Below are 26895 nucleotides of genomic sequence, written 5' to 3' on the forward strand. Positions count from 1 at the left end.
CCGTTATTCGCGGGGGGCTGACGGCTATAATAGGAAAATTCTTTGCCATCCAAGCCGAACAATGCTAAAAAAAGCCGTCTTTATTGCCATAATCTACCTATTTTTCCCGATATTTCCTCTGAAAGCGATCGCCGAAACCGTCCTCCAGCGGATCGATCGAACCGGGGAATTACGCGTCGGAACCCGAAAAGACGCGATCCCATTCAGCTACCTCGACAGCAAAACCGGACAGTGGACGGGATACGGATTCGAGTTAACCAAACTGATACAACGTCGTCTAGAAACCCGCTTACACAAGCCGGTGAAACTAACGGTCGTGGAATCGAACCTAGACAGCCGTTTCCGTCAGATAGAGGCGGGAAAAACCGATATTTCCTGCAACGCGGCCACGATCACCGAGGAAAGACTGCAAACCGTCGATTTTTCCATTCCCTACTTCATCACCGGGGCGCAATTTTTGGTAAGAAGCGATAATATTGCAAAAGTGAATATTAATGGCACTCTTAAAGGAATTAGCATCGCTTATCTCGCCAATACTACCACCGCCGATATTTTACGCCAGATATATCCCTTCGCCGATTGGCGTGTCGTGAGCGATCGCGCGGAGGGAGTGACGAAACTGAAAAAAGGCGAGGTGAAAGCGATCGTCAGTGACGGCATTCTCCTGGTCGGTGAAATCGTGCGACAGGGAGGAAATCCGAGACAGTTCGCCCTTATGCCCCGTCAACCGATCACCACGGAACTATACGGCTGTATCCTGCCGAAAAATGACCCCGAATGGAAAAATCTCGTCGATAGTGTCATCGGCAGTGAAGAAAATCGCCGTCTTCGGGAACGATGGTTTAATGTTAAGAAGAGCGCTTTTCCCTACACGATTTTGAGCGAACCGTAGAATCTATGACCTTTGTCGGTTTACATATTCACAGCGATTACAGTCTTCTCGATGGCGCGTCGCAGATTCCCGCGTTAGTCGATCGAGCGATCGAACTCGGCCAGCCCGCGGTCGCCCTCACCGATCACGGCGTAATGTACGGGGCGATCGAACTGATTAAAATCTGCCGCAATAAAAACGTGAAACCGATTATCGGCAACGAGATGTACGTCATCAACGGCGATATCGAGGTCAAGCAACGAATTAAAAGATACCATCAAGTCGTTCTCGCTAAAAACACCCAGGGCTATAAAAATCTCGTTAAACTCACCACGATCTCTAACCTCAAAGGTATTCAAGGAAAAGGAATTTTCGCCCGTCCCTGTATTAATAAAGAACTCCTGCAAGAGTATCACGAGGGATTGATCATCACGAGTGCCTGTTTAGGGGGAGAGATTCCCCAAGCGATTTTAAATAACGACAAGAAACACGCGCGGGAAGTCGCCAAATGGTATAAAAAACTATTCGGCGATGATTATTATCTAGAAATTCAAGATCACGGCTCGAAAGAAGATCGGATCGTCAACGTGGAGATCGTTAAAATCGCCAAGGAACTAGGCATTAAAATCGTCGCCACCAACGATTCGCACTTTATTTCCTGTTACGATGTGGAGGCGCACGACGCGTTACTCTGTATTCAAACGGGCAAATCGATCACCGAAGAAAAACGCCTCCGCTACAGTGGGACAGAGTATTTAAAATCCGCGGACGAGATGCGATTACTGTTCCGCGACCATCTATCGGAAGAGGTAATCGAGGAAGCGATCGCCAATACCTTAGAAGTCGCCGAAAAAGTCGAACCCTACAACATTTTCGGCGAACCTCGACTCCCGAATTATCCCGTTCCCGCGGGACATACCGCCGATAGTTACGTGGAAGAAATTTCCTGGCAGGGATTACTCGATCGCATGAAATGTCGTTCCCGCGCCGAGATCGAACCCGTATATAAAGAACGCTTGGAATACGAGTTAAAAATGCTTCAGAAAATGGGTTTCTCTACCTATTTTCTCGTGGTGTGGGACTATATTAAATACGCCCGAGATCACGATATTCCCGTCGGGCCGGGTCGGGGTTCCGCCGCGGGTTCTCTCGTCGCCTACGCGCTGAAAATCACCAACATCGATCCCGTCCATCACGGCTTACTTTTCGAGCGATTCCTAAATCCCGAACGGAAATCCATGCCCGATATCGATACGGATTTCTGTATCGAGAGACGGGATGAAATGATCCGGTATGTTACCGAAAAATACGGGGAATCGAACGTCGCCCAGATTATCACCTTTAACCGCATGACCTCGAAAGCGGTTTTAAAAGACGTGGCGCGGGTGTTAGATATTCCCTATTCGGAATCGGATAAAATGGCGAAATTGATTCCCGTTTCTCGGGGCAAACCCACGCCGTTAAAAGTGATGGTTTCCGACGCGACCCCCGAACCCGAATTCAAGGAAAGATACGATAGCGATCCGCAAGTCCGCCACTGGCTCGATATGGCGATCCGTATCGAGGGAACGAACAAAACTTTCGGGGTTCACGCCGCGGGAGTGGTGATTTCTTCCCAACCGTTAGATGAAGTGGTTCCCCTTCAGACAAACAATGATGGGGCGGTTATCACTCAATATTTCATGGAAGATCTCGAATCTTTGGGTCTTCTAAAAATGGACTTTCTCGGCTTACGAAATCTAACGACCCTGAAGAAAGCGGCGGAATTGATCAAACAGAATCGGGGCGTAGAACTCGATCTCGATCAATTACCTCTAGATGAAAGAAAAGCCCTACAAATTTTATCGAAAGGTTCGATTAAAAAACTCCCGCCCGATATCGTGAAAACCCACGGATTGCTAGAAGACGGGGATTTAGAAGGGATCTTCCAGTTAGAATCCTCGGGGATGAAACAGATCGTCCGGGATTTGAAACCGTCGGGGATCGAGGATATTTCCTCTATTCTCGCGCTCTATCGTCCGGGTCCCTTAGACGCGGGACTGATCCCGAAATTTATCGATCGCAAACACGGACGCGAACAGATCCGTTTCGAGCATCCCTTACTCGAACCGATTTTAAAAGAAACCTACGCCGTTCTCGTCTATCAAGAACAGATCATGAAAATGGCGCAGGATCTCGCGGGGTATTCCCTCGGGGAAGCGGATCTACTGCGTCGGGCGATGGGTAAGAAAAAAGCCTCGGAAATGGCCAAACATCGCGAGGTTTTTATCGATGGATCGGCGAAAAACGGGGTCGATCGCCGCATCGCCGAAAATTTATTCGAGCAGATGGTTAAGTTCGCCGAATATTGTTTAAGCGGTGATACGTTACTTTTAACCGTCGAGTACGGATTATTACCGATCGAGAAAATCGTCAAAGAACGAATTCCCTGTACCGTTTACAGCGTCGATGAAAACGGACTGATCCACATGCGACCGATCGCCCAATGGCACGATCGGGGAAATCAAGAAATCTTCGAGTACAAGCTAGAAGACGGAACGACGATTAAAGCCACCAAAGATCACAAATTCATGACCGAGGACGGCGAAATGCTCCCGATCGAGGAAATTTTCCAAAAAGGGCTAGAACTCCGCCAACTTCAAGGAATCTGATCTTCCGTCACGATCGTCTCGGAAATATTTTTCGTCACCACCGGAGGCAGGGATTCCCCCGCGATCACGGGATTTTCCAACACCCCGATCCCCTCGATCTCCACCCTCACCGTATCCCCGATCGCCATCGGGCCGATTCCCTCCGGGGTTCCGGTGAGAATCACGTCTCCCGGTAGCAGGGTCATCACCTGGGAAATGTAGGAAACCAGAACATCCGGCGCGAAAACCATATCGCTGAGGTAGGCTGACTGTCGCGGTTCCACTTCCCCGTTGAGAAAAGTCATCAGTTTCGCGCCGATACTCAGTTCCCGGACGATCCAGGGGCCGAGAGGGCAAAAACTATCGAATCCTTTCGCCCTCGTCCATTGGCTATCCTTGCGCTGTAAATCCCTAGCCGTGACATCGTTAGCCACCGTATAGCCCCAGATCTTGCTCCTCGCCTGGGCGATCGTGCAGTTTTTCGCCGTCTCGCCGATAATCAGCGCGAGTTCTCCCTCGTAATCGACCCTTTCCGATTGTGGCGGGTAAAAAATCGATTGTCCGTCCGCGATCACCGTGGTGGGGGGTTTGAGAAAGAGTAACGGTTCCTCGGGGACGGAACCGCCCATCTCGGCCGCGTGGGCCCGGTAATTTTTGCCCACGGCGACGATTTTCGAGGGAAGACAGGGAGAAAGGAATTGATAGGTATCGGGTTCGAGTTCCAGTGTCGTTAACTGTCCTCCCATCCACGGGGGGGCATCGAAGACGGCAACGCTACGATTGAGTTGTAGCAGTCCGTAGAAGATCTGTCCTTGACGGTATTTCACCCGTACATAGCGTTGCGCCATATTTTTTTCGGGGATGACTAGCGATCGAATCTCCGATAATAGTAAGATCGGATATCCTTGCTTCTTTATTAAAGGCTAGAGAGTTCCTTAAATCAATTCTATCTAGTCCTTGACAAAGAAGCCTCTTTGTCCATAAGGATTGTCTGACATGAGCAGTAATTACGAAACGCTTTACATTGTACGTCCCGACCTCGGTGAAGACCAGCTCCAGCAGGAAGTGGGACGCTATCGGGATCTGATCGGCGAACACGGCGCGACCGATATCCAGGTAAAAGTCTGGGGTAAAAAACGTCTGGCCTATCCCATCGGCAAATTTAACGATGGCGTGTACGTTCAGATGAACTATCAGGCCCTCGGCAAACAGGTCGCCCCGATGGAACGCGCCATGCGTCTCAGTGACGAGGTGATCCGTTATCTCACCCTGAAACTCGATCGAGTCGTCGAACCCCCCGCCGATCTCTCCCCCGTCACCGAAATCCCCCCCACCCCCGTAGTCGATGACGAAGCGGACGACGACGGCCTCTCCGCGGAAGAATAATCTCCGGGATAGACCCGTAGGGTGGGTTAGCGAAGCGTAACCCACCAAAAATCAATAGGCAGGAGAATCGGTGAAAGGAGGAAAAATGGCCTTTTCCCTTTTCCCCTTCCCCTTTTCCCCAAAAACTCCCCCTACATCTTCCGGTACACGCATCCCGAGGTACAGGTCTCGTGAATCTCGACCGCGTGGAGTCCGGGTAATCCTAGCACCTCTAGTTTCTCGTAGATCCATCGCGCGATCGCCTCGCTGGTGGGATTTTCTAGCCCCGTGGTCTCGTTGAGATAGTGATGGTCGAGAAAATCCTCGACTAAAGGTTTCAGATACTCGCTCAAAATACCGAAATCGAGAATCATATCTTTCTGCGATCCGGCGGTTTGTAACGCGTTTCCTTTAATGTGAACCCGTCCGATCCAGCTATGACCGTGAAGACGGCGACATTTTCCCTCGTGATGGGGCAATTTATGCGCCGCTTCAAAACGGAACTCTTTATAAATAATCCATTCTTCCATCGCAATTTTTTAATTAAATTCAGTCGAATAGACTAAATTTTGAAATTCTATTTTTTTATTAGCTTTGATCCAAAAACTATTTTAGCAAATATTTTAGCCCTTCGTTGAAAATATTTTTTGCTAGAGTTTGGATTTTAAATAATTAATAAAAGACGTACAGGAGAGAAGAAAAAATCTCGCATCGGCTAACGTAAGGTCTGGTTCGGTTAACATGGCGTGTCTAATCCCACCTTCATCACTTGTATAGGCGTATAGTTTTAAAAATGATTCTTTCAGGGCAGGATGAAGATTTTTAGAGCTTTCTAAAACATTAAGAGCTTGACTTAACGTTGCTTTTGGCTTTTGGGTAATTTCTTTTGCGAGACTCTCTACCGCGGAAATCGATTCTTTGATAGAATTCCGATAGTCAGGGTTTTTTCGATCGCTCATTAACTCCAGCGCTCGTTGTAGATGTCTCGATACCGCGGGAAAATTCGTATCGGATATCTCTTCCTGTAAAATCTCAATTTCTCGCTCGTCCGTTATCTCGGTGAAAACTCCTTCGATAAACCGATATCCAGAAAGCTCTCTTTCCAATACACGATTTACTGCTTCTACCAATTTAATACTTTCAAAATAGTTAAGTGTAAATTCAAAAAAATCATAGATCTCATGCCATTTGAGATAGTCGTATTGTTGTTGAATTTGTTGTTGAATTTCATCAATAGTATTTCTATCAAGTCTATCAAATATAGCAAATTTATGTATAAAACCAAAATCGATTAGTAAGTCGTCTAATCTATATTTAAAAAAATCTTTCCATAACATTTTTATATAAATTGCTATTGATTTATTGGTCGAGTTTTTTAAAAAAACATTTTCACTTAAAAGATTCCAAAGAGAGTTTTTTAAGTTTTGATTCATTCCCTCAAGCTGGATAACCACGGGTTTCAGCCCCCGTCTTTGGCTGAAGCTTTTCACCGGCATCACGAACTTCGATTTTCGTTCCTGAATTCGCTTCTGATTTTCACGTTCGGCGATTATTTCGGGATCGTGAAGAGAACAGTACCCCGACGCTCCCGCATCTTGTTGGCATCTCGTACCGGATTTTGTTGTTGCTTTGCACTTAGCTGATGGCATTTGAGTTGAAATCAGATTTAAAATTGTGGATTTTCGAGGACGATACGATCTCTAGGATAACTCAAGAAAAAGTGTTTTAGTGACTCTAACTGACAAGTAACGTCAGATCGGTTCGCTCTCTCGCCCAACATCCCGATCGATCGTCGCGTCTTTTGTTTACACTTGAGTTAATCCCTACCCGCCAGTAGATCGATCGCCGAAAAACCGATAATCTCGCCATAACCTCGCCATAACCATGACGCTCAAGCTTTACTTTCTGCGACACGGGGAAACCACCGCCAGTCAGGTCGGTAGTTTTTGCGGTCGGTTGAATCTCGAACTCACCCCCGCGGGGTACGAGATGGCCGAGGATTTCGCCCTCGCCTATCGGGATCTGCCCTGGACGGCGATTTATTGTAGCCCTCTCCAACGTACCCTCGCCACCGCCACCATAATGAGCGAACTGGTAGGCGTTCCCCTCGAAAAACGCGAGGGATTAAAAGAAATCGCCTACGGACAATGGGAGGGAAAAACCGCCGCCGAAGTGACGCGGGAATTTCACGACGATTACGTGCGCTGGTTAGCCGATCCGGGCTGGAATCCGCCGACGGGAGGGGAAAAAGGCATCGATATCGCCCGCCGAAGTTCGGAAGTGCTAGAGGAGATCGAACACCGTCACGAAACCGGCAACGTTCTCGTCGTCTCTCATAAAGCCACCATCCGGATCATGCTCTGTTCTCTCTTGGGGATCGACGTGGGACGCTACCGCGATCGGATCGCCATGCCCGTCGCCTCGTTGACGATCGTGGAACTCTCCGAACACGGGCCCCTATTTCACGTCATGGGCGATCGCTCCCATCTCCGTCCCGATCTGCGCGCGCGGGTGGGAACCTGATCGAGTTAACCGCCAAACGTCAAAAAGGACGGAGAATAATAAGATTAGAACGCGTATTCGTCTGACTCCTGATTCCTCGAAAAATATGGGCTTGATGTTATATTTTTTACGGCACGGACAGACCGCCTACAGCAAGACGGGAGGCTATTGTGGTACACCGGAAAACGATCCGGGCTTAACCCCGGAAGGGATCGAAATGGCGGAAGAATTCGCCGACGCTTACCGGTCTTTACCCTGGGAAGCGGTTTACGTCAGTCCCCTCCAACGCGCCATCCAGACGGCGAAACCGCTCTGCGAGGCCGTGGGAATCAAGATGCAAATCCGCCCCGGACTCCAGGAAATCGGTTACGGTCGCTGGGAAGGTCTACACCCGGACGAGATCGATCGGGACTTTCACGATCTCTACGTCTGTTGGCTAACCGATCCCGCGTGGACGGCCCCGCCGGGAGGCGAGCGGGGTATCGATATCGCCCGACGTTCCTCGGCCGTTTTGGAGGAAATCGAACGCTCCCACGACGGGGGTAATATTCTGATCGTCTCCCACAAGGCGACGATCCGGATCATGCTCTGTAGTCTGATGGGGATCGATGTGGGACGCTACCGGGATCGCTTTGAAATGCCGGTCGCGGGCTTGAGCATCGTCGAACTCGGTAGCCGCGGTCCTCATTTCCACGCCATCGCCATCCGTTCCCACCTCAGCGAGTACCTGCGCTCTCTCCCCTGCACGTAAATGACGATCTCTCCGTATGGAGAGGGCGACGGGGATCGATCGACTATCGTGGAGACAGGGGACTTTCCGGGGGAGAGCGATATGGACCAGCAAAAACCGGTGTTCGCGAGCGGGGATCGATCGATCCGCTCGATCGTCACGGAACTCCATTCCTATTTCCGCGATCTACAGTCCTATTACCAGATCGCGCGCGATGAAGTGGCGATCGCCCTGGAAAATACGGCCGATCCCGCCCGAATGCACGACTTAAAACAACAATTACAGAAATTCACCCGAAAATTACAGTACCTGCATCTCCTCGACCACTCGATCGCCAGTGCCGATGTCATCCTTCATACGGAAGAAATGATCGACGAGTTCAATTCGTCCGAAAATAAGGGAGAACCCTTAAAAAATTGACCAGTAGTATGTTAAGTCCGGTAGACACGATTAAAATCTTCGAGAATCATCCCGATCGATTTTTTCGAGCGGGCGAGATTATCTTCGAGGACGGAACCGAGGGAGAGGTGATGTACGGTGTCCTCGAAGGGGAAGTGGATATGTACGTTCACGGGCTACCGATCGAAACGATCGCTCCCGGCGACGTGTTCGGGATCGGTTCCCTCGTCCACGAGGACCGTCTGCGGGAATCGACGGCGATCGCCAGAACCGACTGCAAACTCGCCTATCTCGATAAATCTCACTTCCTTTTCGCCATCCAGCAAACGCCCATGTTCGCTATCGAGGTGATCCGGAGTTATTCCGATCGCTTTCGCCGGTTGAAAAAAATTACCGGACGGTAAGCGATCGCCCGCGGGAGGCGGGTTTTTGGGAGGGGCTTGTACTCGAAGCCGAAACTTTTCCCCTCCCGTCCGGCTTGTATAGCGCTACGAGGTAAGGTTAGAACGATTCCGAGCGCGAGAAACCGACTCACGGCTTACCTTTGCCTGCCGCCTATCGCGTGGCGCTATAAGCCGTTGGTTTCCGGTCCAGTAATCGAATCGCTCCTAAAGGTTCGGCTCGGTGTGACCGAGATCACCATCTTTAAATTTTTGTTATAATTCCAAGTATCGATCGCTACAAACCCCTTCCAGATCGAGCGCGAAAAGTTAGACTAAGTTTATCATCGTGTCCGCGTTTTGAAACCTTTTGACGCTCGATCGGACATCAAAAAGTGCCAGAACCCGACAATGATTCCCGATCGCCGTAAAACAGCCATATTATCGGCAACGAATGTTGTGATGGGTTTCACAATCCCATTCCGACCCGATAATCCCTCCCGAGGGGGTTAGGAGCGGATTTTCTCGAATCATCGATTAGTAGGGAGTTCGATATGTTGGACAAACTAAGAAAGATCTTGGACAATTATAGACAATTTTTCGGTTTCAAGCAAGCGTCCCCGCAAAAAAAATCTCCCCCCCCAGAGAATGAGGCGATCTGTCACAATGGCCTGATCGGGCTAGGGGCGATCTGGGAGGCCTACGATATGTGGATCTAATAGCGATTTTTCCAAATTAGAAGAGGTTGTCGGGTAACGGGGAAAGGGTATCGCGAAAGTAAGCCGCGAGTCGGTTTCCCGCTCTCGGAATCGTCCTAGCCTTACCTCGTGGTGCTATAAAGGGGAAAGGTGGCGAGAGCGGGCTTTTTTTGCCCCTCTTCCTTTTCCCGACCGTATCTCGACTAGAACCCCGGAAAATCGGCATAAAAAAAAGGGGAGGACGAATCCACCCCTACCGATACCGAGAAAAATTTTCCAATCCTATAAAGCGTTAGCTCCCGCGACCACTTCCAGTAGTTCCTGGGTGATGGCGGCCTGGCGGGCTTTGTTATAGGTTAGCGTCAGGGTGCCGATTAGGTCGCTGGCGTTATCGCTGGCGTTGCTCATGGCGGTCATCCGCGCCGCGAGTTCACTAGCCGCCGATTCCTGTAGCGCCCGGAGTAATTGGTTACTCAGGTACAGGGGAAGCAGGGAATCGAGGATCTGGACGGGATCTTGCTCGAAGATCATATCTTGGGGGAACATTTCCGCTTTCGGGGCGGCGACTTTTTCCCGTTCTACCTGTAATTTTCCGCCGCGGGTGATCAGGCGGAAGATCTCGTCATCCTGTACCGCTAATCCTTGGGTGGTCAGGGGTAGGAGGGTTTGTACCACCGGACGGGAACTGATCAGGGAGATGAAACGGGTGTAGATCAACTCGACCCGATCGACCGTTTCCGAGAGGAACAGGGAAAGGAGTTCGTCGGCGATCGTCCCGGCCTCGCTGGAGTTGGGAATCTGTTCGAGACCGATGTATTTGGCGGCGATCGGGGCGTTGCGGCGCTCGAAGTATTGAACCGCTTTACGGCCCGCGAGAACCAACTGACAGTTGATGCCCTGGTCTTTTAACTCTTTAATTCTCTGTTCGGCGCGACGGATGACGTTGGTATTGTACCCACCGCACAGCCCCCGATCGCCGGTGATCACCAGTAACCCGACGGTTTTCACTTCCCGTTGGGTGAGCAGGGGTAAATTCGCGTCCACGAAAGTGAGACGGGTTTGTAAATTAAACAGTACCTCCGCGAGCGCGTCGGCGAAGGGACGGCTGGCGAGAACCTGCTCTTGGGCGCGCCGCACTTTGGCCGCCGCCACCAGACGCATGGCCTCGGTAATCTTTTTCGTGTTTTTGACCGATTGAATCCGGTCTCGAATCGCTTTTAGGTTAGGCATGGTAGTAATAGGAGTCAGGAGTCAGGAGTCAGGAGCCAGGAGTCGGGAGTCGTTTTTTTCCCGATCCGGAACCGCTATCAGACAGTAAGAATGAATAGGGATTCACGACGTAAGCGATCGTGAATTCCCTATCCTCGCTCCTCAATTACTTGAAGGCTTGCTTGTACTCGGTGATCGCTTCTTTGAGCAGTTTTTCGGCCTCGTCATCGAGTTGCTTCGTGTTGATCACGATCTCGGTGTAACGGGGTTTGGTGGTTTGGATATACTCCCGAAGTCCCGCGGTGAAGTCGGTGACTTTCTCGACGGGAATTTCATCGAGATAACCGTTCAGACCGGCGTATACGAGAGCGACCTGTTCCCACACCGCGAGGGGGAAGTTCTGGGGCTGTTTGAGGATCTGGCGCAGACGTTGACCGCGGGCGAGTTGGGCTTGGGTCGCCGCGTCGAGGTCGGAGGCGAATTGCGCGAAGGCTTCCAGTTCGTCGAACTGGGCGAGTTCCAGTTTCAGTTTCCCGGCGACTTTTTTCATCGCTTTGGTTTGCGCCGCGGAACCCACGCGGGACACGGAGATCCCCGCGTTGATGGCGGGACGGAAACCGGCGTTAAACAGGTCGGTGGTTAAGAAGATCTGACCGTCGGTGATCGAGATCACGTTGGTGGGGATGTACGCCGAAACGTCACCGGCTTGGGTTTCGATGATCGGCAGGGCGGTCATGCTACCACCACCGAGCGCGTCGCTGAGTTTGGCCGCGCGTTCGAGGAGACGGGAGTGGAGATAGAACACGTCGCCGGGATAGGCTTCCCGACCGGGAGGACGACGCATGAGCAGGGAAATCTGACGGTAAGCCTGGGCTTGTTTGGTGAGGTCATCGTAGATCACCAGCGTCGCCTTGCCTTTATACATGAAGTATTCGGCGATCGAGGCTCCCGTGTAGGGGGCGATGTATTGAAGGGTGGCGGGATCGTTGGCGTTGGCGGCGACGACGACGGTGTAATCCATCGCGCCCCGTTCGGTGAGGGTGTCGATCACCTGGGCGACGGTGGAGGCTTTCTGACCGATCGCCACGTACACGCAGATCACGTCTTCGGATTTCTGGTTGATGATCGTGTCGATGGCGATCGCCGTTTTGCCGGTTTTCCGGTCGCCGATGATTAACTCCCGTTGACCGCGGCCGACGGGAATCATCGCGTCGATGGCGGTGATCCCGGTCTGCATCGGCTCACAGACGGATTTCCGGGCGATGATACCGGGGGCGGGAGATTCGACGAGGCGGGTTTCGTTGGTGAGGATGTCGCCTTTGCCGTCGATCGGACGACCGAGCGCGTCTACCACGCGACCGATCATGGCTTCCCCTACGGGAACCTGGGCGATCCGTCCGGTGGCTTTCACCGTACCGCCTTCTTTAATCCCGAAACCGTCGCCCATTAACACGGCGCCGACGTTATCTTCTTCGAGGTTAAGGGCGATACCGACGGTTCCATCTTCAAATTCGAGCAGTTCGCCGGCCATCGCTTGCTGGAGGCCGTAGATACGGGCGGTTCCGTCACCCACCTGGAGAACGGTTCCCACGTTGGAAACCTGGACTTCCTGATTGTAGGACTCGATCTGTTGGCGAATAATCGTGCTGATTTCGTCGGGTCTGATAGCTACCATAGTTTTGTTGCTTAAAAACGAGGGAAAGGGTGACTAAAAAATCGAGATCGAGGCACTTCTCTACCGAAGGCTGAGGCTCAAGCGACGCAGTTGACCGCGGACGCTGGCATCGAACACCTGCGAACCGACTTTGATGACGACCCCGCCGATCAGATCGGGATCGATCGAGGTTTTCAGTTCGACCACGCGCGCGCCGGTGAGGGCTTTCACTTTGTCGCTCACCGTCTGGCGTTGGCTGTCGTTTAACTCGGTGGCCGAGGAAACTTCCGCGAGGACGGTATTGGTGAGTTCGCGGGCGAGGGCGAGGTACTGTTGCCCGACGGGTTCGAGGAACTGAATCCGGCGTTTGTCGATCAGGAGCCGGATAAAGTTGGCGAGGAAGGGATGGGTTTCACTGCCTAAAACGCGCGAGAGAACTTCTTTTTTCGCGTCTTCCTTGATCACGGGGTTGGCGATGAAGTCTCGTAAATCGGCGGATTGTTCGAGGGTTTCTAATAAAGAACGGATCTCGTCGCTGAAGCGATCGAGCAGTCCGTTGGATTGAGCGACCGATAGTAACGCCTGGGCGTAAGGTTCGGCGATTTCCGAGCTAATTAACGTTCCTTTCATTTATTTCCCTCCTAGGTTCGCCAGGGCCCGATCGATTAAAGTCTGCTGGGTGGAACCTTCGAGACCACCGGCGAGACGGGATTCGACATTGGCGATCGCCAGTTCGGCGATCCGTTTTCTCAAGTCGGCGAGAACCCGTTCCTGTTCGGCGGAGAGGTCTTTCGTCGCGGCTTCCTGCATTTTGGCGATATCGAGGTCGGCCTTTTTGGCGATCTCGTCCGCGATCACTCGGGCGCGTTGGTTGGCGGTACTCACGATCCGCCCGGCTTCGGCTTTGGCTTCGGCGAGTTTTTTCTGTTCTTCGGCTAGGGCGGCGGCGGCTTTATTTTTCCGTCCCTCGACTTCCGCGAGGGCTTCGGCGATTTTCGCGCGGCGATCGCCGAGGATATTGCCCAGCACTTTCCGGCCGTAAAACACGATCAGACCCAGTAGGATGGCCAGGTTGAACAGGTTAGTTTCCAATATATTGAAATTTAACCCGAATCCCCCTTCCGCCGCCTCGTGAGCTTCCGTGGCTAAGAATAAAATGTTATCGAGCATAGATTTTTCGGGTAACTGCTAACGTCGGGTTATCGAACTAGCTCCGGGCCGAGTAATTTTTCGAGGATCTGACGGGAGAGCGTTTCGACTTGTCCCTCTAGGGAACGGAAGGCTTCTTCTTTCTCGCGGGCGATCTCGGCGGCTACGGCTTCTTTGCGGGCGATCGCTTCTCTCTGCGCTTCGGCGATCCGATCGCCCGCTAGTTTCTGGGCTTCGGCCTGGGCGGCGGCGATAATTTCTTGGGATTGCTTCCGGGCTTCGGAGAGTTGGGTCTCGTAATCTTTAGCCAGTTGTTCGGTTTTGGCGAGTTGTTCTTTCGCGGCGCTTTCCGATTGTCGGAGGTATTCGGCCCGATCGTCGAGAACTTTACTCAGGGGTTTGTAGAAAACCGCGTTCAGGATCACCGCCAGGATAATAAACTGGAGGGCCATGACGGGCAGGGTGGCATCGAAATCAAACATGGCGCGTTACCTAGTCAGTACGGGAGATCGGGGGTTTCGGGATCGGGAGGGGAATCGTACTCCCCGACTCCCGAATCCTCGAACTTTACAAGTTACGCGAAGGGGTTCGCGAACAGTAACACGAGAGCGATAACCAAGCCGTAAATGGTCAGGGATTCCATGAACGCCAAGCTTAACAGGAGCGTACCGCGGATTCTTCCTTCCGCTTCGGGCTGACGGGCGATCCCGGAAACGGCTTCACCGGAGGCGGTACCTTGACCGACACCGGGGCCGATAGCGGCGAGACCAACGGCGAGAGCGGCGGCGATAACGGAAGCGGCGGCGATGGTCGGGTTCATAGTGATTTTTTCCTCTATTTACTAATCGATTTCAACGGTTTTGTTGTCGAAGAGAGCGCGTTCCGGGCCTGGAATACGGCCGGTTTTCTGCTAAAAACTCCCCTTGCGGTTTTTCATTCGATCGATCGAAGAATCCAGAGTTTCGAGTTTCTGAATTCCCGAAAGAAATTTCTTAGCTATTATCCTATTAAACGGACACTTTTCGTCTAAGAAATTTTCTTTCTACCCGTGTTCCTCTTCGTGCTCCGATTCGATCGCCTCGTGGATGTACGCGCCCGCGAGGGTGGCGAACACGAGAGCCTGGATGGCGCTGGTGAATAGACCCAGGGCCATGATCGGTAAAGGTACGAACAGGGGAACGAGGGCTACTAACACCGCTACCACCAGTTCATCCGCGAGGATGTTCCCGAAAAGACGGAAGCTCAGGGATAGGGGTTTAGTAAAGTCTTCTAAAATTTTGATCGGCAAAAGCACGGGAATCGGTTCCAGGTAGTGGGCGAAGTAGCCGAGTCCTTTTTTGCTGATCCCCGCGTAGAAGTAAGCGAGGGAGGTGAGCAGGGCTAAAGCGACCGTGGTATTGATATCGTTCGTGGGAGCGGCGAGTTCTCCCTCGGGAAGCTCGAACACTTTCCAGGGAATTAACGCGCCGAGCCAGTTGGACACGAAAATAAATAAAAATAGGGTGCCGATGAAGGGCAACCACGGACGGTAATCTTTTTCCCCTAACTGGTTTTTCGCCAGATCTCGCAAGAACTCCAGAACGTACTCCATCAGGTTTTGAATCCCGCCGGGGACTTTCTGGACGTTCGAGGTGGCGGCGATCGAGGCGACGATCAAAAGAGCGAAAACGATCCAAGATACGAATAAGACTTGACCGTGAACTTTTAATCCGCCGATGTTCCAGTACCAGTGTTGCCCGACCTCTAGCGTGGCGAGGCCAAAAGAATTCAGAACACGTAAACTGTCTAACATTTCCACCTTCGGACAAATCGGGGGCTTGTAGATCGGAATTCCCTACCGTTGTCGGCTTTTCACTCGTTCGTTTTCCCCGGTGGCGCGAACACGCTTTGCAGGGTGTAGACGATGATGGCCGCTTTATAGGTGAGAAATCCGAGAAAAACCGGTACGATGTGCAGTTCCTGCCATCGACTGGCGAGAATGATCAGTCCCGCGAACAGGGCTAACCCTTTCTTGCTCACCTGTCTCTTACCCGCGCCCAATTTCTCCACCTCTCCCGCTAATAGGTTGAGGTAGACCAATCCCACCAGCGCCCCTAATAAATAGTTGAGAGCGGTGTTCAAGGAGTAGAAAGCCCACACCGCGAGAAACAGTCCGCCACTGATCGCGAGCGTCGTGATCAGTAAGGTGTTCCGCAGTTGGTAATAGTCCCGCATGGGATCGCGATCCGGGGCCGGATCGATCGGGGAGGGGGTTTCGATCGAGGGGTCAGACAAGGGGGTACCTAATCAGCGATAGACGATCTTTCGGTGCGATCGACTCACCTTTCCGGACGGTCGGGTAAGCCACAAGCAATATTACCACGGGATCGCGAACAATTATTAAGTGAGTATTAAGTAGCGAGCGAACTGATTGGCACGACTAGCTTTCAGAGAGCAGACAGAGAGGTGCTAGACGACAAATCTAGACGGTGGCTTGAATTCATGCTGATTTGCTATCGTTTCGGCGCTTTGATATAGCCGACCCGTATGACGTTAGGTAAACCTTTTGACTAAAAGTGTGTTATAATCACGCGTGCGGGTGCGGGTGGCGAGTCTGGTTCTATTTTAGCTCGATTGAGTTTAGGCAGACTTTGACTGAACTTACGGCTGGGGGCGCTACTGGCTGGTTTGCTTGGACCGGTCCGAGTTTAATGGTTAGTAGACTGGTCGGTACCGGGAAAAGCTCGATGTGACAATGTAAGCGTCTATTTATTGCTTTAGAGAATTACATTGTCCCTTTTGTAAAGTCTCGGTACCGGGAAAAGCTCGATGTGACAATGTAAGCGTCTATTTATTGCTTTAGAGAATTACATTGTCCCTTTTGCAAAGTCTCGGTATCCCTTCAGCGCGCAGTAACGACGGTCAGTTAAGCTAGAAAGCAAATGCAAGCCCAATCGCGTGAATTTGGACCACGGAGGCTTGCTAACTGGCTCTTATGTGGTTTTATAAGCTAAGCTAGTCGGCAAGCCAAAATGGTCAAATTTGATTAGTAGGCTATTTGCTGATAACCATACTGGTTTGTAAAGTAAGCAAATTTGCGCCGGTTTTTGCTAATCCACTCACGTAAGAACGCTAGTTCGCTGTCTGATTTAGGTGCTGGCAAGTAACCGAACCAGGAATATGATTCAGGTGATTCATGCAATAGTTCGGAGCTAGGAAGTGGGTAAACTTCTAGAATCGCTTTTAGGAAATGGGGTTCCCATAAGTGGGGTAATCGAGTTTCCGGATTACCGAGGATTGAGCACAGTGAGAATGGAGTGCGCGCTGACCGAATATCGATGTTAGCCGCTTTCTCAAACGTTTTCATCTGGTTTAAAGTGGCTTTGAATTCATCCATTTTCGCTGTGCTGGTTAATTTGCTTGCCAGTCGGTTTAAGGATTTTATAGCAAGTTGGCGAGCTTTTAGAATCGCGTTGGCTACGATTACTATCGCACCAGTGGAATCTAGAACGCGGATTTTTTCCACTTTACCATCAATTTTCATGTTGGTTCTCATTGTGGCGATTCCAAATGAGGCTAAGAAGTTCTTAAAGTAGTGACCTTGACTCTTTTTCAAGTCTTTCAAGGATTCTGCATCGTTGTCAAGGGTTTCAGGAATTACCAACGCGGATGGATTTAAACCGAATAGGTCTTGAAGCTCTTCTCGGTTCTTTCTGGCGTAATTTAAGAGGCTTTCTTGAAACTCGGCAACGCTCTGAATTGTACCCACCGGTTGGTTTTCAATTAGCCAGTCTGCTATGGTTTTCTTGATGTTACCTAAAGCGAGAATTTGGTTGGATTTGGCTTTGCTAGTAAGCAGGTATTTAGCAAGATGGTGTTTTATGAAGTTTTCTAAGCCGGATTCTTTCCAATGCTTCTGAACGGCGACAGGAGATTTGTAATCGGCGATAAAACCAGAGATTGAACGATGGGCAAACTCTAGCGCTTGCTCGTGAGATTGCAACGCGAAAAGACTGTTTTCAGTTGCTTTGGGTTTTGTGAAAATGTGGGTAATTCCTAAATAGTCACGGAAAGTTAGAGAGTTAGTATCTTTCTCGGCTATTTGGATTAGTTGGCGCGAGCGATGGTTTTTCAGGAAACAATTTTCCTCATAGGTTCGGTTTTCTTTCGCGGAAAGTAAGTCCAGGTATTCGTTAAGTTCCATAGTTTTATCCGACTCATGGGTTATTTTGAAAATGCCGGTTATGTCTTCCGCAGTTACTTTTGAGCGGGCTTTTTCTCTCAGCTTGAAAATTGGCTTGGATTCCTCATTGTTTAATTCAGTACAAATGGTTCTTCTGTGGATTCTGGTATCGATTAGGGCTTCAAATTCTGCTTTCAGGTTTCGTAAAGATTTGGACCTGTTCGCGATTATGTTTGCGTAAGCTCGATAGTCTGGAATCAAGTCTTCGGAAAGTATCGATAGACCTGTGGTGTTATCAATTTTAGGCGAAATTAGCTCGTTAGCTTTAGCACCGCTCATGACTTTTTCCATCACTTCAACCGGGCAAACTGGAGTCAGGTTTAGCTTTTTTAAGTCTACTTTAGGCTGAATTTGGTAATGGATTGTGCTTGCTTTTCTGAATCGACCACAGAGTTGATGTAAGTTTTTCGCATCAGTTACCATCGAACCCGCGAACAAGAAAACGTTCTGGAATTCATCATTTTTAATCGATACGCCAGCGGTCATTCGTTGAGTGTAGATGATGACCTGATAGTTACTGGATTCAACGGTGGGATTTGATAAAAACTGCTCAATTAGCTTCTCATTGGCGCTGGTTTGACCTCTGTAAATCGATAGTAGCTTTGTGGTCGGAAAGCGCTCGATTATGAGTTTTTCCAAGAGTCGGGCTTCAGTTTTGGAGTCAGTAGCAATCGCGATTTTTTGACCCGATTTTACAGAGTTTAAGACTTCGTTGGTAATGCTCGCTATTGCACCAGCCGCTGAATTATATGGTTTGAAAGTTTTTGGATAAGCGTTATGGTTTATTAGAATCTGAATGGATGGTTGCTCACCATTTTTTGTGCAAGCTTGCTCAAAATAACTTAGAGTTAGGGCGGATAGAAAAGCGTCCATTAAGATGATTTGGGAGGCCTCGCGAGACCATATTTTGATTTTCGTGATAATGTGCTCTCTGTAACTTAGCGTCGGGGAAGTTAGCAGAGTTTCGAGTGAATATTCGGATTCATCGACTATGACTAAATCAAATTTGTTGAGGCTACCATTCTTGTTGAGTGGAATTTTTACCAGCGAATTGATGGTGCAAATCACAAATTTACTTGTTAGGCTGGCGCTCTCAAAGTTATCGGTTTGGCTGTACAGGGTTGGATTTAGATGGTTATAGTTTTGGTAAGAATCTTGACTGAGGGAAATGAGTGGGGTGATTAGGAGAACTCTTTGACCAAGCGATAAATAGTCAGCGATTATTTTAGCTACGCCTTCGTTTTTGCCGGTGCCTATTGGGGAGTGGATAGCGAGAATTTTTGAATCGCGATAGTTAGTGGGAATTTCAATGTTGATTGCTTTTTTGGACCGCGCTTGCTCGATTATTTTGGTATCGCCAGTTCTGGTTTCGTTATAGTTTTCTAGGGAGCTAAACGGAAGCTTTGCAAGCGGTAAACCAGCATCTTTAGCTAGAGAAATAGCGAGTTTGTGCAAGCTTTGCTCCGCTTGGTATGCAATCTCAGCGCGAGAGTAAAATTGGTAAATATTGATAGCGAAAAATTCCTCTTCGCTTTCTCTGATTTCGGCAATCTGGTCGGCTGTAAAACTGTTTGGGTCTAGCTTGTATCGAGCTAGAATGTCTGCACGGAGTTGCTCAAATTCGTCATCATCGTCATCGAGGTCGTCGTGCTCGTATTTGTCAAGTTCCGGGATGTAAGCTTGGAAGTAGGATAAGATGGCGCTGATGTTTATTCCGCGAATCCGGCGGTGCAAGGTTTCAAAACGCTTTGCGTAAGTGCCGCTACTACCTGGAATTGTGGAGATTGTTTTAATCGATTCGCAAATCCGGAGGACTCGATGCAAGTTCTTGTAGCGTGAAGTGGCGCGGTCGTAAAATTCAGAGCTTACAGAGCGGTCAATGAATCGCTTGGCAAAATCTATTTCTGGCTGGCTGTGGACGATTGTGGAGGTTGTCCGCCGGCTGGTGATTTGACTAGAGGAAAACGGAATTTCAAGTTCGGCGTGGTATTTGCTGTGGTTGCTTTTCATAGTGTTTATCAGCAGATAATTTTCTTTACCAATAAGGCACTAAAATAGAACCGGGGACCACTTTACAGGCAAAATAAAAAGCGCCCCTCTAGCTTAGGCGCTTTGTTTTGAGAAAATTATCTACCAAAATGCGTGGAACAGTGCTAGAGAAATCGGGTTCTGCTCCAAAACCACTATTCTTTAATTGTAGGGAGTAATAGAGAGTTTGAAAGCCAGGGGCTTAAATAAGTTTGGGTACTTTGTTTTGGCGGCGAAAACGTGGCTCGGATGCAAGCCGTAATCGCTGACCAGGCTTTCTTCTGTTATTCCGCTAAGTAAGGCTGTTTCCATTAGTTTGGTTAAGCCTTTATCCGGTTGAATGTAGCGGTAGATTGGATTCTCATTACCAGAGGGAGCATAGCGGTAATTTAGCTCGATTGCTTCGTCACGGTCGGTTTGGAGATAGATTAGACGCGCTAGTAAGGGTGAGATTTGGAAAGTGCGGGCGGTTTCTTCATCGGTATATAAAGCGCGCCTATAACGCCGGATTTGGTTCCACTCGTCGGTATTTAGGCTTCTGAGTTCGTTTACAGCGATTAAAAGCTCTTCCAGGGTTACTTTGTTTGTTTTCATAGCTCGATTCCTAAGCCGGGTGACTATATACTAGCTATAGTTTGGGCTAGGGATGTTATTACTGGACAAAAAGATAGGCGACTGATAGTTGCTATCGCATCGCCGATTGGCTCTATTTTAAGTTCTGGGGAGCTTGGATTGACTGGAAAGGCATTTTACTATCGAATCGATTTATGAGTCTTTTAGGCTCGATTCTAGCGGTCGTGGTCGCTACATAAAGCTGAGGCTGAATCCACGAATAGCTATCTAGTTCTTCTGATTTAATGGGGAGCCAATTTTCTCCATCATCGCTTAGGATATAGATAGCTTCGTGGGTTTCCCGATAAGTTCTAAATTGGTTCCCCTTGGACCCGTTTTCTGATTGTGCCAATAGCTGAAGATTAGCACTGACATGAAGACCGCAGCAAAGACCATAGCGGGCCTGGAATTTACGGTGAAGAGGCTCAAAGTCTGGAAAATCACGCCGGTTTTGGTACATGGGAAGTAACCACGGAAACGGAAGCTCATCTGGGCGTAGTGGGATGATATGGTCAACTTCTCGGTTGGACTCTTGGGCTTCTTGGTAAAAATTCTTGATTTTGGGTTTCTCTAGATTGGACCAGGCGGTGGCGCTGGGTTTTCCGGTGTAGGTGGGATTTGACTCTAATTTCATAGCGCGGTAGGCAACGGTATTAGCTGTATTCTTCTCCGGGTATTTTTTCCGCCAGTTACAATTGGCTTCGTTACGTTTAGCGCGACCTTCTTCAGTGCTTCTCATTTTCCGGCTGGCTTCGTTGGCTTTAGCGCGACCTTCTTCGGTGCTTCTCATTTTCCGCTGAGATTTACGGGTGGTTTCTCTGGCTTTAGCACGACCCTCTTCGGTGCTCACTCTTTTACGGTAGGATTCTAAAGTAGCTTTACTTACGCATAGTTTACAGTAGGTTGTAAAACCATCTTTGGCTCGTGACCTTTTATAGAAAAACTCTGAAGTCAATGGAAAATTTTGTTCACACTTTTGGTAAATTTTGGTGGTCTTCATTTTGGTTAACTCCACAAGCTTACATAGATTAAATTTAACGCGCTTTAAAGAAGCAGAAAGCCTTAGTTCGATTAGGTTTTAGATTAGTCCAAGCTATCGATGGTAATCTGGTTGGTGATGCCAATATAGCGGTTCATTAAAGTGACCGGTGAGTTACCTAGAGTCTGCGCTACTGCGGTCGGAGTAAAGCCTTTTTCTAGTAATCTGGTGGCAACTGTGCCGCGAAATTTATAGAGACGACTTTTGGGAATTCCGCTGGCTTCTAGGGTCCGGTAATAGGCGGCTCGGATGGTAGCTAGTTTAAGAGGGATTCCTTCTGAATTTTGGAAGACTAGACCGGTTTGGTTCAGGTTGGTATTGCGAAGTTTGGTTAAAGTTTCCAAAGCTTTCAAAGTTAAAGAAACCCGGCGCACTTTGTTCGTTTTGGTCGCTTTAATTTCCCCTTTCGTGTTCAGAGAAAATCTGATAATAACGAAACGTTCGCTTAAATTCACATCGCTCCAGTGGAGTGCCAAAAGCTCACTCGGTCTGGTACCAAGTTGGCTTAGGAGAATTAGATAAGGTAAATATTCAAAGTTTTCTAAAGCTTTAAATATGGCTTCCAGGTCAGTTTGGGAATGGACTTCAGGTAATTGGTAAGCTTGGCTGGGTGGCTTAATGCTACTGAAAAGGGGTTGGCAAATATGCTTTAGTCTGGCTAAATATTGCGATACAGTAGATGGTGCTAATTGGGAGGCTAGGTGATTTACAAAAGCTTGAGCCTGTACCGGTGAGTTTATAGGTTTGGGATAACGCCGGAGGTGCGCTAAAACGTTCTCCCGGATTGTGTGGACGGTTGGATTAGAAGCTATGTCAGCAACCAGGTCGGTGATTATGGTCTCTTTGGTGATTACTTTAGGGCGCGGTGTTTTTACCAGTTGTTTATATTTTTCTAAAGAGCAATCAAATAGACCAGCTTGGTAGTCATCATACATGAGTTGGGCGATTCGATTGGCTTTGTCGTGGTCGCTTTGGTTTGACCATGAGCCTATATGCAGTACATAGGTTTTCCCATTGATTGTGGGGCGTAGTCTAAGCGTTTCTGCTGATTTGGTTGGCTTTGGTGGGTGCTTCATATTAATTCAGGGCGCTTTGGTTGACTCTGAAACTAATATGACAATTTTTATGACAGCGCGTAAGTGGGGGCCCTGGCTTTTAGGCTAAACGGGGTTGTTTTAGAAAGCTTTGGAAAATTATCCGGAAGCATTAACATTCATTAAGTAATTGTAAATGAGGCTACCGAATATTAGAATACATTTGCACTCGGGGCGCGGGCGGGATCGATCGACCGGCGCGGACGGGGGGAATCTCTATCCGAGGGCGGCGGCAATTCTCCCGCGGGGGTTCTAGAATTGACCTAGAAGAGCGATCGAACTGTATCGCTAGACAAGAATCGGCTGGAACCGGGACAATCGGGGTACGGTTTCAGGGGCGAGGGAAAATTCTATTGACATTTCAGGCGTTTTGTGGTAAATGGCTTGTTCTTTTCGGGATGATCGTCGCCCGTTACTTCGCGATCGCCGGGGGAGCGTACTGGCTATTCTATCGGGTTCTCGGTAAGGCGCGGGGCCCGTCGGCCCGATCGATCCGCGAGGACATCGGGATGTCGATCGCTTCGGGGTTGATTTTCGCGCTCGGTGCCGTCGGGATTCTGGCCGGGTACGATTCGGGAATCACGCTGATTTACAGTGATTTTAACCGGTACGGCGCGTGGTATCCGGCTATCAGTTTCCTCGCCGTCCTCGTTCTTCAGGACACCTATTTTTATTTCCTACACCGTCTATTCCACCATCCGGCGCTTTTTCGCTGGATACATTCCGGGCATCACCGGAGTGGCGATCCGACTCCCTGGACATCCTTCGCGTTCGATATCCCGGAAGCGCTCGTTCAAACCCTCTTTTTTCTCGGTATCGTCGCGATCGTTCCCCTTCACGCGGTCACGTTATTCGCGGCGCTCTTCACCATGACGGTTTGGGCGGTTTACAATCATCTAGGATTCGAGGTATTCCCCCCGGAATCCGGCGATCGCCCGTCGGGGCAATGGTTGATCGGTTCCGCTCACCACGCCATCCATCACCGTCGCTACACGGTTCATTACGGACTGTATTTTACCTTCTGGGATCGAATTTGCGGGACAGAGGTGAAAGAGACGGGGTGGTTAAGGAGCCAGGAGTCAGTAGTTGGTTGTCAGGAGGAAGAATAAAGCATTTTCTAGCTAAAAATTGCACTTGAACCCTATTCATCTTGTATAGTCCTAGTTTTTGAAGTTTTTATACCCTCCAAAACGAATGGTGCGAGAGGACTCTTATTTCTCCCGACACCCTGCCCCCGACACCCGACACCCGACTTGTTACAATAGCCCTTGCTAGGGACTGATAGCGAGGCGCGAATGGCTACTAGAATTAAAGAGATCTTGAAAACGGGTCAACCGAGCGAAGCCGTTACGGTACAGGGTTGGGTGAGAACGAAACGGGAGTTAAAAGAGTTCACCTTTCTGGAAGTCAATGACGGTTCCTCGATGGCGAACCTACAGGTGATTCTCGATCCCGCTCTGACCGATTACGATACTGTACTAAAGACGATCGGTACGGGAGCGTCGGTAGAGGTATCGGGAACCCTGGTTCCGTCCCCCGGAAAAGGGCAGAATATCGAACTGAAAGCCGATTCCGTGATTCTCTACGGCGACTGTCCCGCGGATTATCCCCTTCAGAAAAAACGCCATTCTTTTGAATTTCTCCGCTCGATCGCCCATTTACGGGGCAGAACGAACACGCTAGGCGCGGTAATGCGGGTTCGCAACGCCTGCGCGACCGCTATCCATACCTTTTTTCAAGAAAGAGGCTTTTTGTGGGTGCATACCCCGATTATTACGGCGAACGACTGCGAGGGCGCGGGGGAATTATTCACCGTGACGGGCTTGGATCTGACGAAACCGGCGGATTTCTCGCAAGATTTTTTCGGAAAACGCGCCTATTTAACCGTTAGCGGACAGTTAGAGGCGGAAGTGATGGCGATGGCGTTTCAGAATGTCTACACGTTCGGGCCGACTTTTCGCGCGGAGAATTCCAATACTTCCCGTCACCTCGCGGAGTTTTGGATGGTGGAACCGGAGATGGCTTTCTGCGACTTGGAGGGCGATCGAGATCTGGCCGAGGAGTTTTTAAGATATATTTTCCGTTACGTCCTCGAAACCTGCGCGGAGGATATGGCCTTTTTTAACGATCGCATCGATAATACGGTGATCGCGACCGCGGAGAATATCATTCACAACGAGTTCGCCAGAATTACCTACACGGAAGCGATCGAACTATTGGAAAAAGCCGATAGAACTTTCGAGTATCCCGTGGAATGGGGAGTCGATCTGCAATCGGAACACGAGCGCTATCTCGCGGAAGAATTATTCAAAAAACCCGTCATCGTTACCAATTATCCGAAAAGTATCAAGGCGTTTTATATGCGTCTCGATGACAACGATAAAACGGTTTCGGCGATGGATATTCTCGCCCCGAAAATCGGCGAAATTATCGGCGGTTCCCAACGGGAGGAACGATTAGACGTATTAATCCGCCGGATCGAGGAACAGGGGATGAATCCCGACGATCTCTGGTGGTATTTGGACTTACGGCGCTACGGTTCCGTTCCTCACGCGGGGTTCGGTCTCGGATTCGAGCGCCTGGTTCAGTTCATGACAGGAATGGGGAATATTCGCGATGTGATTCCCTTCCCGCGGACTCCTTTGAGCGCGGAATTTTAGGAAGTCGGGAAACGATCGGCCGTCGTTTCCGGCCGATCGTCGCGAGTCGAGGGAATTTTGATGGTGGGATAGGAGCGCGGGGGAGTTATATCGGGAGAGCGATACATTATAAAAAACGCATTACGTCAACTATCTTTCGGTAGAAAAATCTTGCCAGATCTCCCCGAAACGAACGAGAGAGAGCGAACCCTCGCCCATTTTTTTTCTGGGGGCGCGTGGGTTTGTCTCGGAGCGATCGAACCCGCTCCGTCCCGATTCCCGCGGGGCCGGTGGGATAGACGCTTGTGGGTCTGGAGTTCGATCGCTCCGGCACGACGCTCTCGCTAGACCCGAAAACGGGGCGATTCACGCGTGATTATCGAGATTTAGAGAAAATCCTACACTCTCGCGGGTAATACCCCGTCGATCACCCCGAAAACTTCCTCTAGTGACAGACGCGGGTACGTCCAGACCATCGCCCAGCGATCGCCCGAGCCGAGGAATTCGAGATCGCTATCGACTCCCGGCCGGCCGATCGCCCGGATCATCGACCTGGATAGAATACAGAGACTATCAACGCCGCTAAACACGACTTCCGTGAGGGTTTCATAGGTGCCGTCTAGTTGTTCTTGACGGATGGATTCGACTTTCATCGGTTTTTCTCGCTAGTGCCGTCCTAGCCTACCGCTCTCGCGCGATCGAGGGCTGTAGGCATCGTTACCATCTGGCGATCGGGAGTTACCCTGTATAATCAAAAATATTGACGGTTTATTAACTTTCCTGTCAAAAACACATTAATTCGTAATCGATCGTCTCCCGATCGCTTTTCCCGCGAGTCTATCCCGACCCGAAATTCTATTCCCGCGTGTAGGTCTCCATGTTAAAGACTGTTCTGTTCGATTTTAACGGGGTGATTATCAACGACGAACCGATCCATCACGAATTGCTCGACGAGGTGCTGATCGGGGAAAATCTGCTTCCCGTCGGGTCGGAATTCAGCCAGATCTGCCTGGGACGGAGCGATCGGGCCTGTTTACGGGACATTCTCGCCCGTCGCGGTCGGAGCGCCACGGAAGACTATCTAACAATATTAATCGACAAGAAAAAGCGGCTATATCGGGAAAGAATCGAAAAATTAACGGAATTGCCCGTGTATCAGGACACGATCGCCTTTCTCAAGCGGGTGAGAACGCGGGAACTGCCGATCGGTCTGGTGACGGGCGCGGCGCGATCGGAAGTGGAATACATCCTCGATCGGACGGGGATTCGGGAGTATTTTAGCGTTATCGTCACTGGAGACGAGATAACGGGCAGTAAACCACAACCGGACGGGTATTTACTGGCGGTCGAACGATTTAATCGCTGGGATTTCAATTTACAGTTACAGCCGGCGGACTGTCTGGTGATCGAGGATACCTTCGCGGGGTGCGAGGCGGCCAAACGCGCCGGGATGCAGGTGGTGGGAATCGCCCATACCTATCCATTTCACTTCATGCAGAGGGTATCGAACTGGGCGATCGATAATTTCTCCCAGTTGGATCTCGATCGGATCGAGCGATTTTTCGCCGGGAGCGCCGAGGTCGATCGGGAACGATCGCGCCCCGATAATCCTGTAGAGTGAATAACCAGTTAATAAAATGAGGGGAGCGCGCGCCACTCTCGTCATGTCTCAAG

Annotated in this window: 26 protein-coding genes and 1 pseudogene; 10 read left to right on the forward strand and 17 right to left on the reverse strand. The window is 50.0% G+C overall.

Translation table 11 applies throughout. The annotated features are described in order from the left end of the window. Positions 1-61 precede the first annotated feature (61 nt). Both V0288_RS19280 and V0288_RS19285 read left to right on the forward strand, forming a co-directional pair. Positions 62-892: an amino acid ABC transporter substrate-binding protein gene (locus V0288_RS19280; RefSeq protein ID WP_332866790.1), complete on the forward strand. Its 831-nt coding sequence runs from the start codon at positions 62-64 to the stop codon at positions 890-892. A gap of 5 nt (positions 893-897) precedes the next feature. Beyond that, the gene (locus V0288_RS19285; RefSeq protein ID WP_332866791.1) at positions 898-3522 is read left to right on the forward strand and encodes a DNA polymerase III subunit alpha; all 2625 of its coding nucleotides are present in this window, start codon (positions 898-900) and stop codon (positions 3520-3522) included. On the opposite strand, the gene V0288_RS19290 is transcribed toward V0288_RS19285, so the two are convergent. Next, the gene (locus V0288_RS19290) at positions 3510-4349 is read right to left on the reverse strand and encodes a fumarylacetoacetate hydrolase family protein (RefSeq protein ID WP_332866792.1); all 840 of its coding nucleotides are present in this window, start codon (positions 4347-4349) and stop codon (positions 3510-3512) included. The two genes, V0288_RS19285 and V0288_RS19290, sit on opposite strands and share 13 nt — an antisense overlap. Before the next feature lie 148 nt (positions 4350-4497). On the opposite strand from V0288_RS19290, the gene rpsF reads away from it, so the two are divergent. After that, positions 4498-4887: a 30S ribosomal protein S6 gene (gene rpsF, locus V0288_RS19295; RefSeq protein ID WP_332866793.1), complete on the forward strand. Its 390-nt coding sequence runs from the start codon at positions 4498-4500 to the stop codon at positions 4885-4887. Between the two features lie 131 nt (positions 4888-5018). Here rpsF and queD read toward each other — a convergent pair whose 3' ends face one another. The 3 genes and pseudogenes from queD to V0288_RS25180 form a co-directional block, all read right to left on the reverse strand. Continuing rightward, a complete protein-coding gene (gene queD / locus V0288_RS19300) occupies positions 5019-5396 on the reverse strand; it encodes a 6-carboxytetrahydropterin synthase QueD (RefSeq protein ID WP_332866794.1) in 378 nt (125 codons plus the stop codon). 120 nt (positions 5397-5516) lie between these two features. Beyond that, on the reverse strand, positions 5517-6362 hold the full coding sequence (locus tag V0288_RS19305) for an AbiJ-NTD4 domain-containing protein (RefSeq protein WP_332866795.1): 846 nt from the start codon (positions 6360-6362) through the stop codon (positions 5517-5519). Between the two features lie 72 nt (positions 6363-6434). Next, a pseudogene (locus V0288_RS25180) lies at positions 6435-6515 on the reverse strand (DUF5763 domain-containing protein); the annotation flags it as partial. A 235-nt stretch (positions 6516-6750) separates the two neighbouring features. Between V0288_RS25180 and V0288_RS19310 the strand changes: the two are divergent. From V0288_RS19310 to V0288_RS19325, 4 genes are all read left to right on the forward strand, one after another. After that, on the forward strand, positions 6751-7389 hold the full coding sequence (locus tag V0288_RS19310; RefSeq protein ID WP_332866796.1) for a histidine phosphatase family protein: 639 nt from the start codon (positions 6751-6753) through the stop codon (positions 7387-7389). An 85-nt stretch (positions 7390-7474) separates the two neighbouring features. Then, positions 7475-8119 carry a histidine phosphatase family protein gene (locus V0288_RS19315; protein ID WP_332866797.1) on the forward strand — a complete coding sequence of 215 codons (645 nt, stop codon included), beginning with the start codon at positions 7475-7477 and terminating at the stop codon, positions 8117-8119. 81 nt (positions 8120-8200) lie between these two features. After that, positions 8201-8518, forward strand: a complete 318-nt coding sequence (locus V0288_RS19320; RefSeq protein WP_332866798.1) for a hypothetical protein — start codon at positions 8201-8203, stop codon at positions 8516-8518. Positions 8519-8526: 8 nt separating this feature from the next. Then, complete coding sequence (locus V0288_RS19325) at positions 8527-8901, forward strand: cyclic nucleotide-binding domain-containing protein (RefSeq protein WP_422662030.1); 375 nt, start codon at positions 8527-8529, stop codon at positions 8899-8901. Positions 8902-9857: 956 nt separating this feature from the next. Here the strand turns inward: V0288_RS19325 and V0288_RS19330 are convergent. From V0288_RS19330 to V0288_RS19385, 12 genes are all read right to left on the reverse strand, one after another. Further along, on the reverse strand, positions 9858-10805 hold the full coding sequence (locus V0288_RS19330; protein ID WP_332866800.1) for a F0F1 ATP synthase subunit gamma: 948 nt from the start codon (positions 10803-10805) through the stop codon (positions 9858-9860). A gap of 145 nt (positions 10806-10950) precedes the next feature. Next, entirely contained in the window at positions 10951-12459 is a 1509-nt protein-coding gene (atpA, locus tag V0288_RS19335; RefSeq protein WP_332866801.1) for a F0F1 ATP synthase subunit alpha, read from the reverse strand. Between the two features lie 60 nt (positions 12460-12519). Continuing rightward, positions 12520-13068, reverse strand: coding sequence for an ATP synthase F1 subunit delta (gene atpH, locus V0288_RS19340; RefSeq protein ID WP_332866802.1), 549 nt, complete (start codon positions 13066-13068; stop codon positions 12520-12522). After that, on the reverse strand, positions 13069-13608 hold the full coding sequence (locus V0288_RS19345; protein WP_332866803.1) for a F0F1 ATP synthase subunit B: 540 nt from the start codon (positions 13606-13608) through the stop codon (positions 13069-13071). Positions 13609-13637: 29 nt separating this feature from the next. Continuing rightward, a complete protein-coding gene (locus tag V0288_RS19350; RefSeq protein WP_332866804.1) occupies positions 13638-14069 on the reverse strand; it encodes a F0F1 ATP synthase subunit B' in 432 nt (143 codons plus the stop codon). Between the two features lie 92 nt (positions 14070-14161). Beyond that, positions 14162-14407: an ATP synthase F0 subunit C gene (gene atpE, locus V0288_RS19355; RefSeq protein ID WP_332866805.1), complete on the reverse strand. Its 246-nt coding sequence runs from the start codon at positions 14405-14407 to the stop codon at positions 14162-14164. 222 nt (positions 14408-14629) lie between these two features. Continuing rightward, positions 14630-15379: a F0F1 ATP synthase subunit A gene (gene atpB, locus V0288_RS19360; protein WP_332866806.1), complete on the reverse strand. Its 750-nt coding sequence runs from the start codon at positions 15377-15379 to the stop codon at positions 14630-14632. 59 nt (positions 15380-15438) lie between these two features. Continuing rightward, positions 15439-15801, reverse strand: coding sequence for an ATP synthase subunit I (locus tag V0288_RS19365; RefSeq protein WP_332866807.1), 363 nt, complete (start codon positions 15799-15801; stop codon positions 15439-15441). A gap of 811 nt (positions 15802-16612) precedes the next feature. Further along, complete coding sequence (locus tag V0288_RS19370) at positions 16613-19819, reverse strand: DEAD/DEAH box helicase family protein (protein WP_332866808.1); 3207 nt, start codon at positions 19817-19819, stop codon at positions 16613-16615. 180 nt (positions 19820-19999) lie between these two features. After that, a complete protein-coding gene (locus tag V0288_RS19375) occupies positions 20000-20431 on the reverse strand; it encodes a hypothetical protein (protein ID WP_332866809.1) in 432 nt (143 codons plus the stop codon). Between the two features lie 112 nt (positions 20432-20543). Beyond that, a complete protein-coding gene (locus V0288_RS19380; protein WP_332866810.1) occupies positions 20544-21449 on the reverse strand; it encodes a hypothetical protein in 906 nt (301 codons plus the stop codon). 83 nt (positions 21450-21532) lie between these two features. Beyond that, complete coding sequence (locus V0288_RS19385) at positions 21533-22564, reverse strand: tyrosine-type recombinase/integrase (RefSeq protein WP_332866811.1); 1032 nt, start codon at positions 22562-22564, stop codon at positions 21533-21535. A gap of 371 nt (positions 22565-22935) precedes the next feature. Here V0288_RS19385 and V0288_RS19390 point away from each other — a divergent pair, with 371 nt between their 5' ends. After that, complete coding sequence (locus tag V0288_RS19390; RefSeq protein ID WP_332866812.1) at positions 22936-23691, forward strand: sterol desaturase family protein; 756 nt, start codon at positions 22936-22938, stop codon at positions 23689-23691. 186 nt (positions 23692-23877) lie between these two features. Beyond that, the gene (asnS, locus tag V0288_RS19395; RefSeq protein ID WP_332866813.1) at positions 23878-25242 is read left to right on the forward strand and encodes an asparagine--tRNA ligase; all 1365 of its coding nucleotides are present in this window, start codon (positions 23878-23880) and stop codon (positions 25240-25242) included. 377 nt (positions 25243-25619) lie between these two features. Here asnS and V0288_RS19400 read toward each other — a convergent pair whose 3' ends face one another. Next, positions 25620-25874 carry a hypothetical protein gene (locus V0288_RS19400; protein ID WP_332866814.1) on the reverse strand — a complete coding sequence of 85 codons (255 nt, stop codon included), beginning with the start codon at positions 25872-25874 and terminating at the stop codon, positions 25620-25622. A 224-nt stretch (positions 25875-26098) separates the two neighbouring features. Between V0288_RS19400 and V0288_RS19405 the strand changes: the two genes are divergently transcribed. After that, the gene (locus tag V0288_RS19405; RefSeq protein ID WP_332866815.1) at positions 26099-26842 is read left to right on the forward strand and encodes an HAD family hydrolase; all 744 of its coding nucleotides are present in this window, start codon (positions 26099-26101) and stop codon (positions 26840-26842) included. Positions 26843-26895: the final 53 nt, after the last annotated feature.

This window comes from Pannus brasiliensis CCIBt3594, assembly GCF_036688125.1.
GTDB lineage: Bacteria > Cyanobacteriota > Cyanobacteriia > Cyanobacteriales > Microcystaceae > Pannus > Pannus brasiliensis.

Bases quoted from the DNA above. Each gene is read 5' to 3' on its own strand.
- V0288_RS19280 (WP_332866790.1), top strand. From the start codon at position 62: ATGCTAAAAAAAGCCGTCTTTATTGCCATAATCTACCTATTTTTCCCG.
- V0288_RS19285 (WP_332866791.1), top strand. From the start codon at position 898: ATGACCTTTGTCGGTTTACATATTCACAGCGATTACAGTCTTCTCGAT.
- V0288_RS19290 (WP_332866792.1), bottom strand. From the start codon at position 4,349: ATGGCGCAACGCTATGTACGGGTGAAATACCGTCAAGGACAGATCTTC.
- rpsF (WP_332866793.1), top strand. From the start codon at position 4,498: ATGAGCAGTAATTACGAAACGCTTTACATTGTACGTCCCGACCTCGGT.
- queD (WP_332866794.1), bottom strand. From the start codon at position 5,396: ATGGAAGAATGGATTATTTATAAAGAGTTCCGTTTTGAAGCGGCGCAT.
- V0288_RS19305 (WP_332866795.1), bottom strand. From the start codon at position 6,362: ATGCCGGTGAAAAGCTTCAGCCAAAGACGGGGGCTGAAACCCGTGGTT.
- V0288_RS19310 (WP_332866796.1), top strand. From the start codon at position 6,751: ATGACGCTCAAGCTTTACTTTCTGCGACACGGGGAAACCACCGCCAGT.
- V0288_RS19315 (WP_332866797.1), top strand. From the start codon at position 7,475: ATGGGCTTGATGTTATATTTTTTACGGCACGGACAGACCGCCTACAGC.
- V0288_RS19320 (WP_332866798.1), top strand. From the start codon at position 8,201: ATGGACCAGCAAAAACCGGTGTTCGCGAGCGGGGATCGATCGATCCGC.
- V0288_RS19325 (WP_422662030.1), top strand. From the start codon at position 8,527: ATGTTAAGTCCGGTAGACACGATTAAAATCTTCGAGAATCATCCCGAT.
- V0288_RS19330 (WP_332866800.1), bottom strand. From the start codon at position 10,805: ATGCCTAACCTAAAAGCGATTCGAGACCGGATTCAATCGGTCAAAAAC.
- atpA (WP_332866801.1), bottom strand. From the start codon at position 12,459: ATGGTAGCTATCAGACCCGACGAAATCAGCACGATTATTCGCCAACAG.
- atpH (WP_332866802.1), bottom strand. From the start codon at position 13,068: ATGAAAGGAACGTTAATTAGCTCGGAAATCGCCGAACCTTACGCCCAG.
- V0288_RS19345 (WP_332866803.1), bottom strand. From the start codon at position 13,608: ATGCTCGATAACATTTTATTCTTAGCCACGGAAGCTCACGAGGCGGCG.
- V0288_RS19350 (WP_332866804.1), bottom strand. From the start codon at position 14,069: ATGTTTGATTTCGATGCCACCCTGCCCGTCATGGCCCTCCAGTTTATT.
- atpE (WP_332866805.1), bottom strand. From the start codon at position 14,407: ATGAACCCGACCATCGCCGCCGCTTCCGTTATCGCCGCCGCTCTCGCC.
- atpB (WP_332866806.1), bottom strand. From the start codon at position 15,379: ATGTTAGACAGTTTACGTGTTCTGAATTCTTTTGGCCTCGCCACGCTA.
- V0288_RS19365 (WP_332866807.1), bottom strand. From the start codon at position 15,801: ATGCGGGACTATTACCAACTGCGGAACACCTTACTGATCACGACGCTC.
- V0288_RS19370 (WP_332866808.1), bottom strand. From the start codon at position 19,819: ATGAAAAGCAACCACAGCAAATACCACGCCGAACTTGAAATTCCGTTT.
- V0288_RS19375 (WP_332866809.1), bottom strand. From the start codon at position 20,431: ATGAAAACAAACAAAGTAACCCTGGAAGAGCTTTTAATCGCTGTAAAC.
- V0288_RS19380 (WP_332866810.1), bottom strand. From the start codon at position 21,449: ATGAAGACCACCAAAATTTACCAAAAGTGTGAACAAAATTTTCCATTG.
- V0288_RS19385 (WP_332866811.1), bottom strand. From the start codon at position 22,564: ATGAAGCACCCACCAAAGCCAACCAAATCAGCAGAAACGCTTAGACTA.
- asnS (WP_332866813.1), top strand. From the start codon at position 23,878: ATGGCTACTAGAATTAAAGAGATCTTGAAAACGGGTCAACCGAGCGAA.
- V0288_RS19400 (WP_332866814.1), bottom strand. From the start codon at position 25,874: ATGAAAGTCGAATCCATCCGTCAAGAACAACTAGACGGCACCTATGAA.
- V0288_RS19405 (WP_332866815.1), top strand. From the start codon at position 26,099: ATGTTAAAGACTGTTCTGTTCGATTTTAACGGGGTGATTATCAACGAC.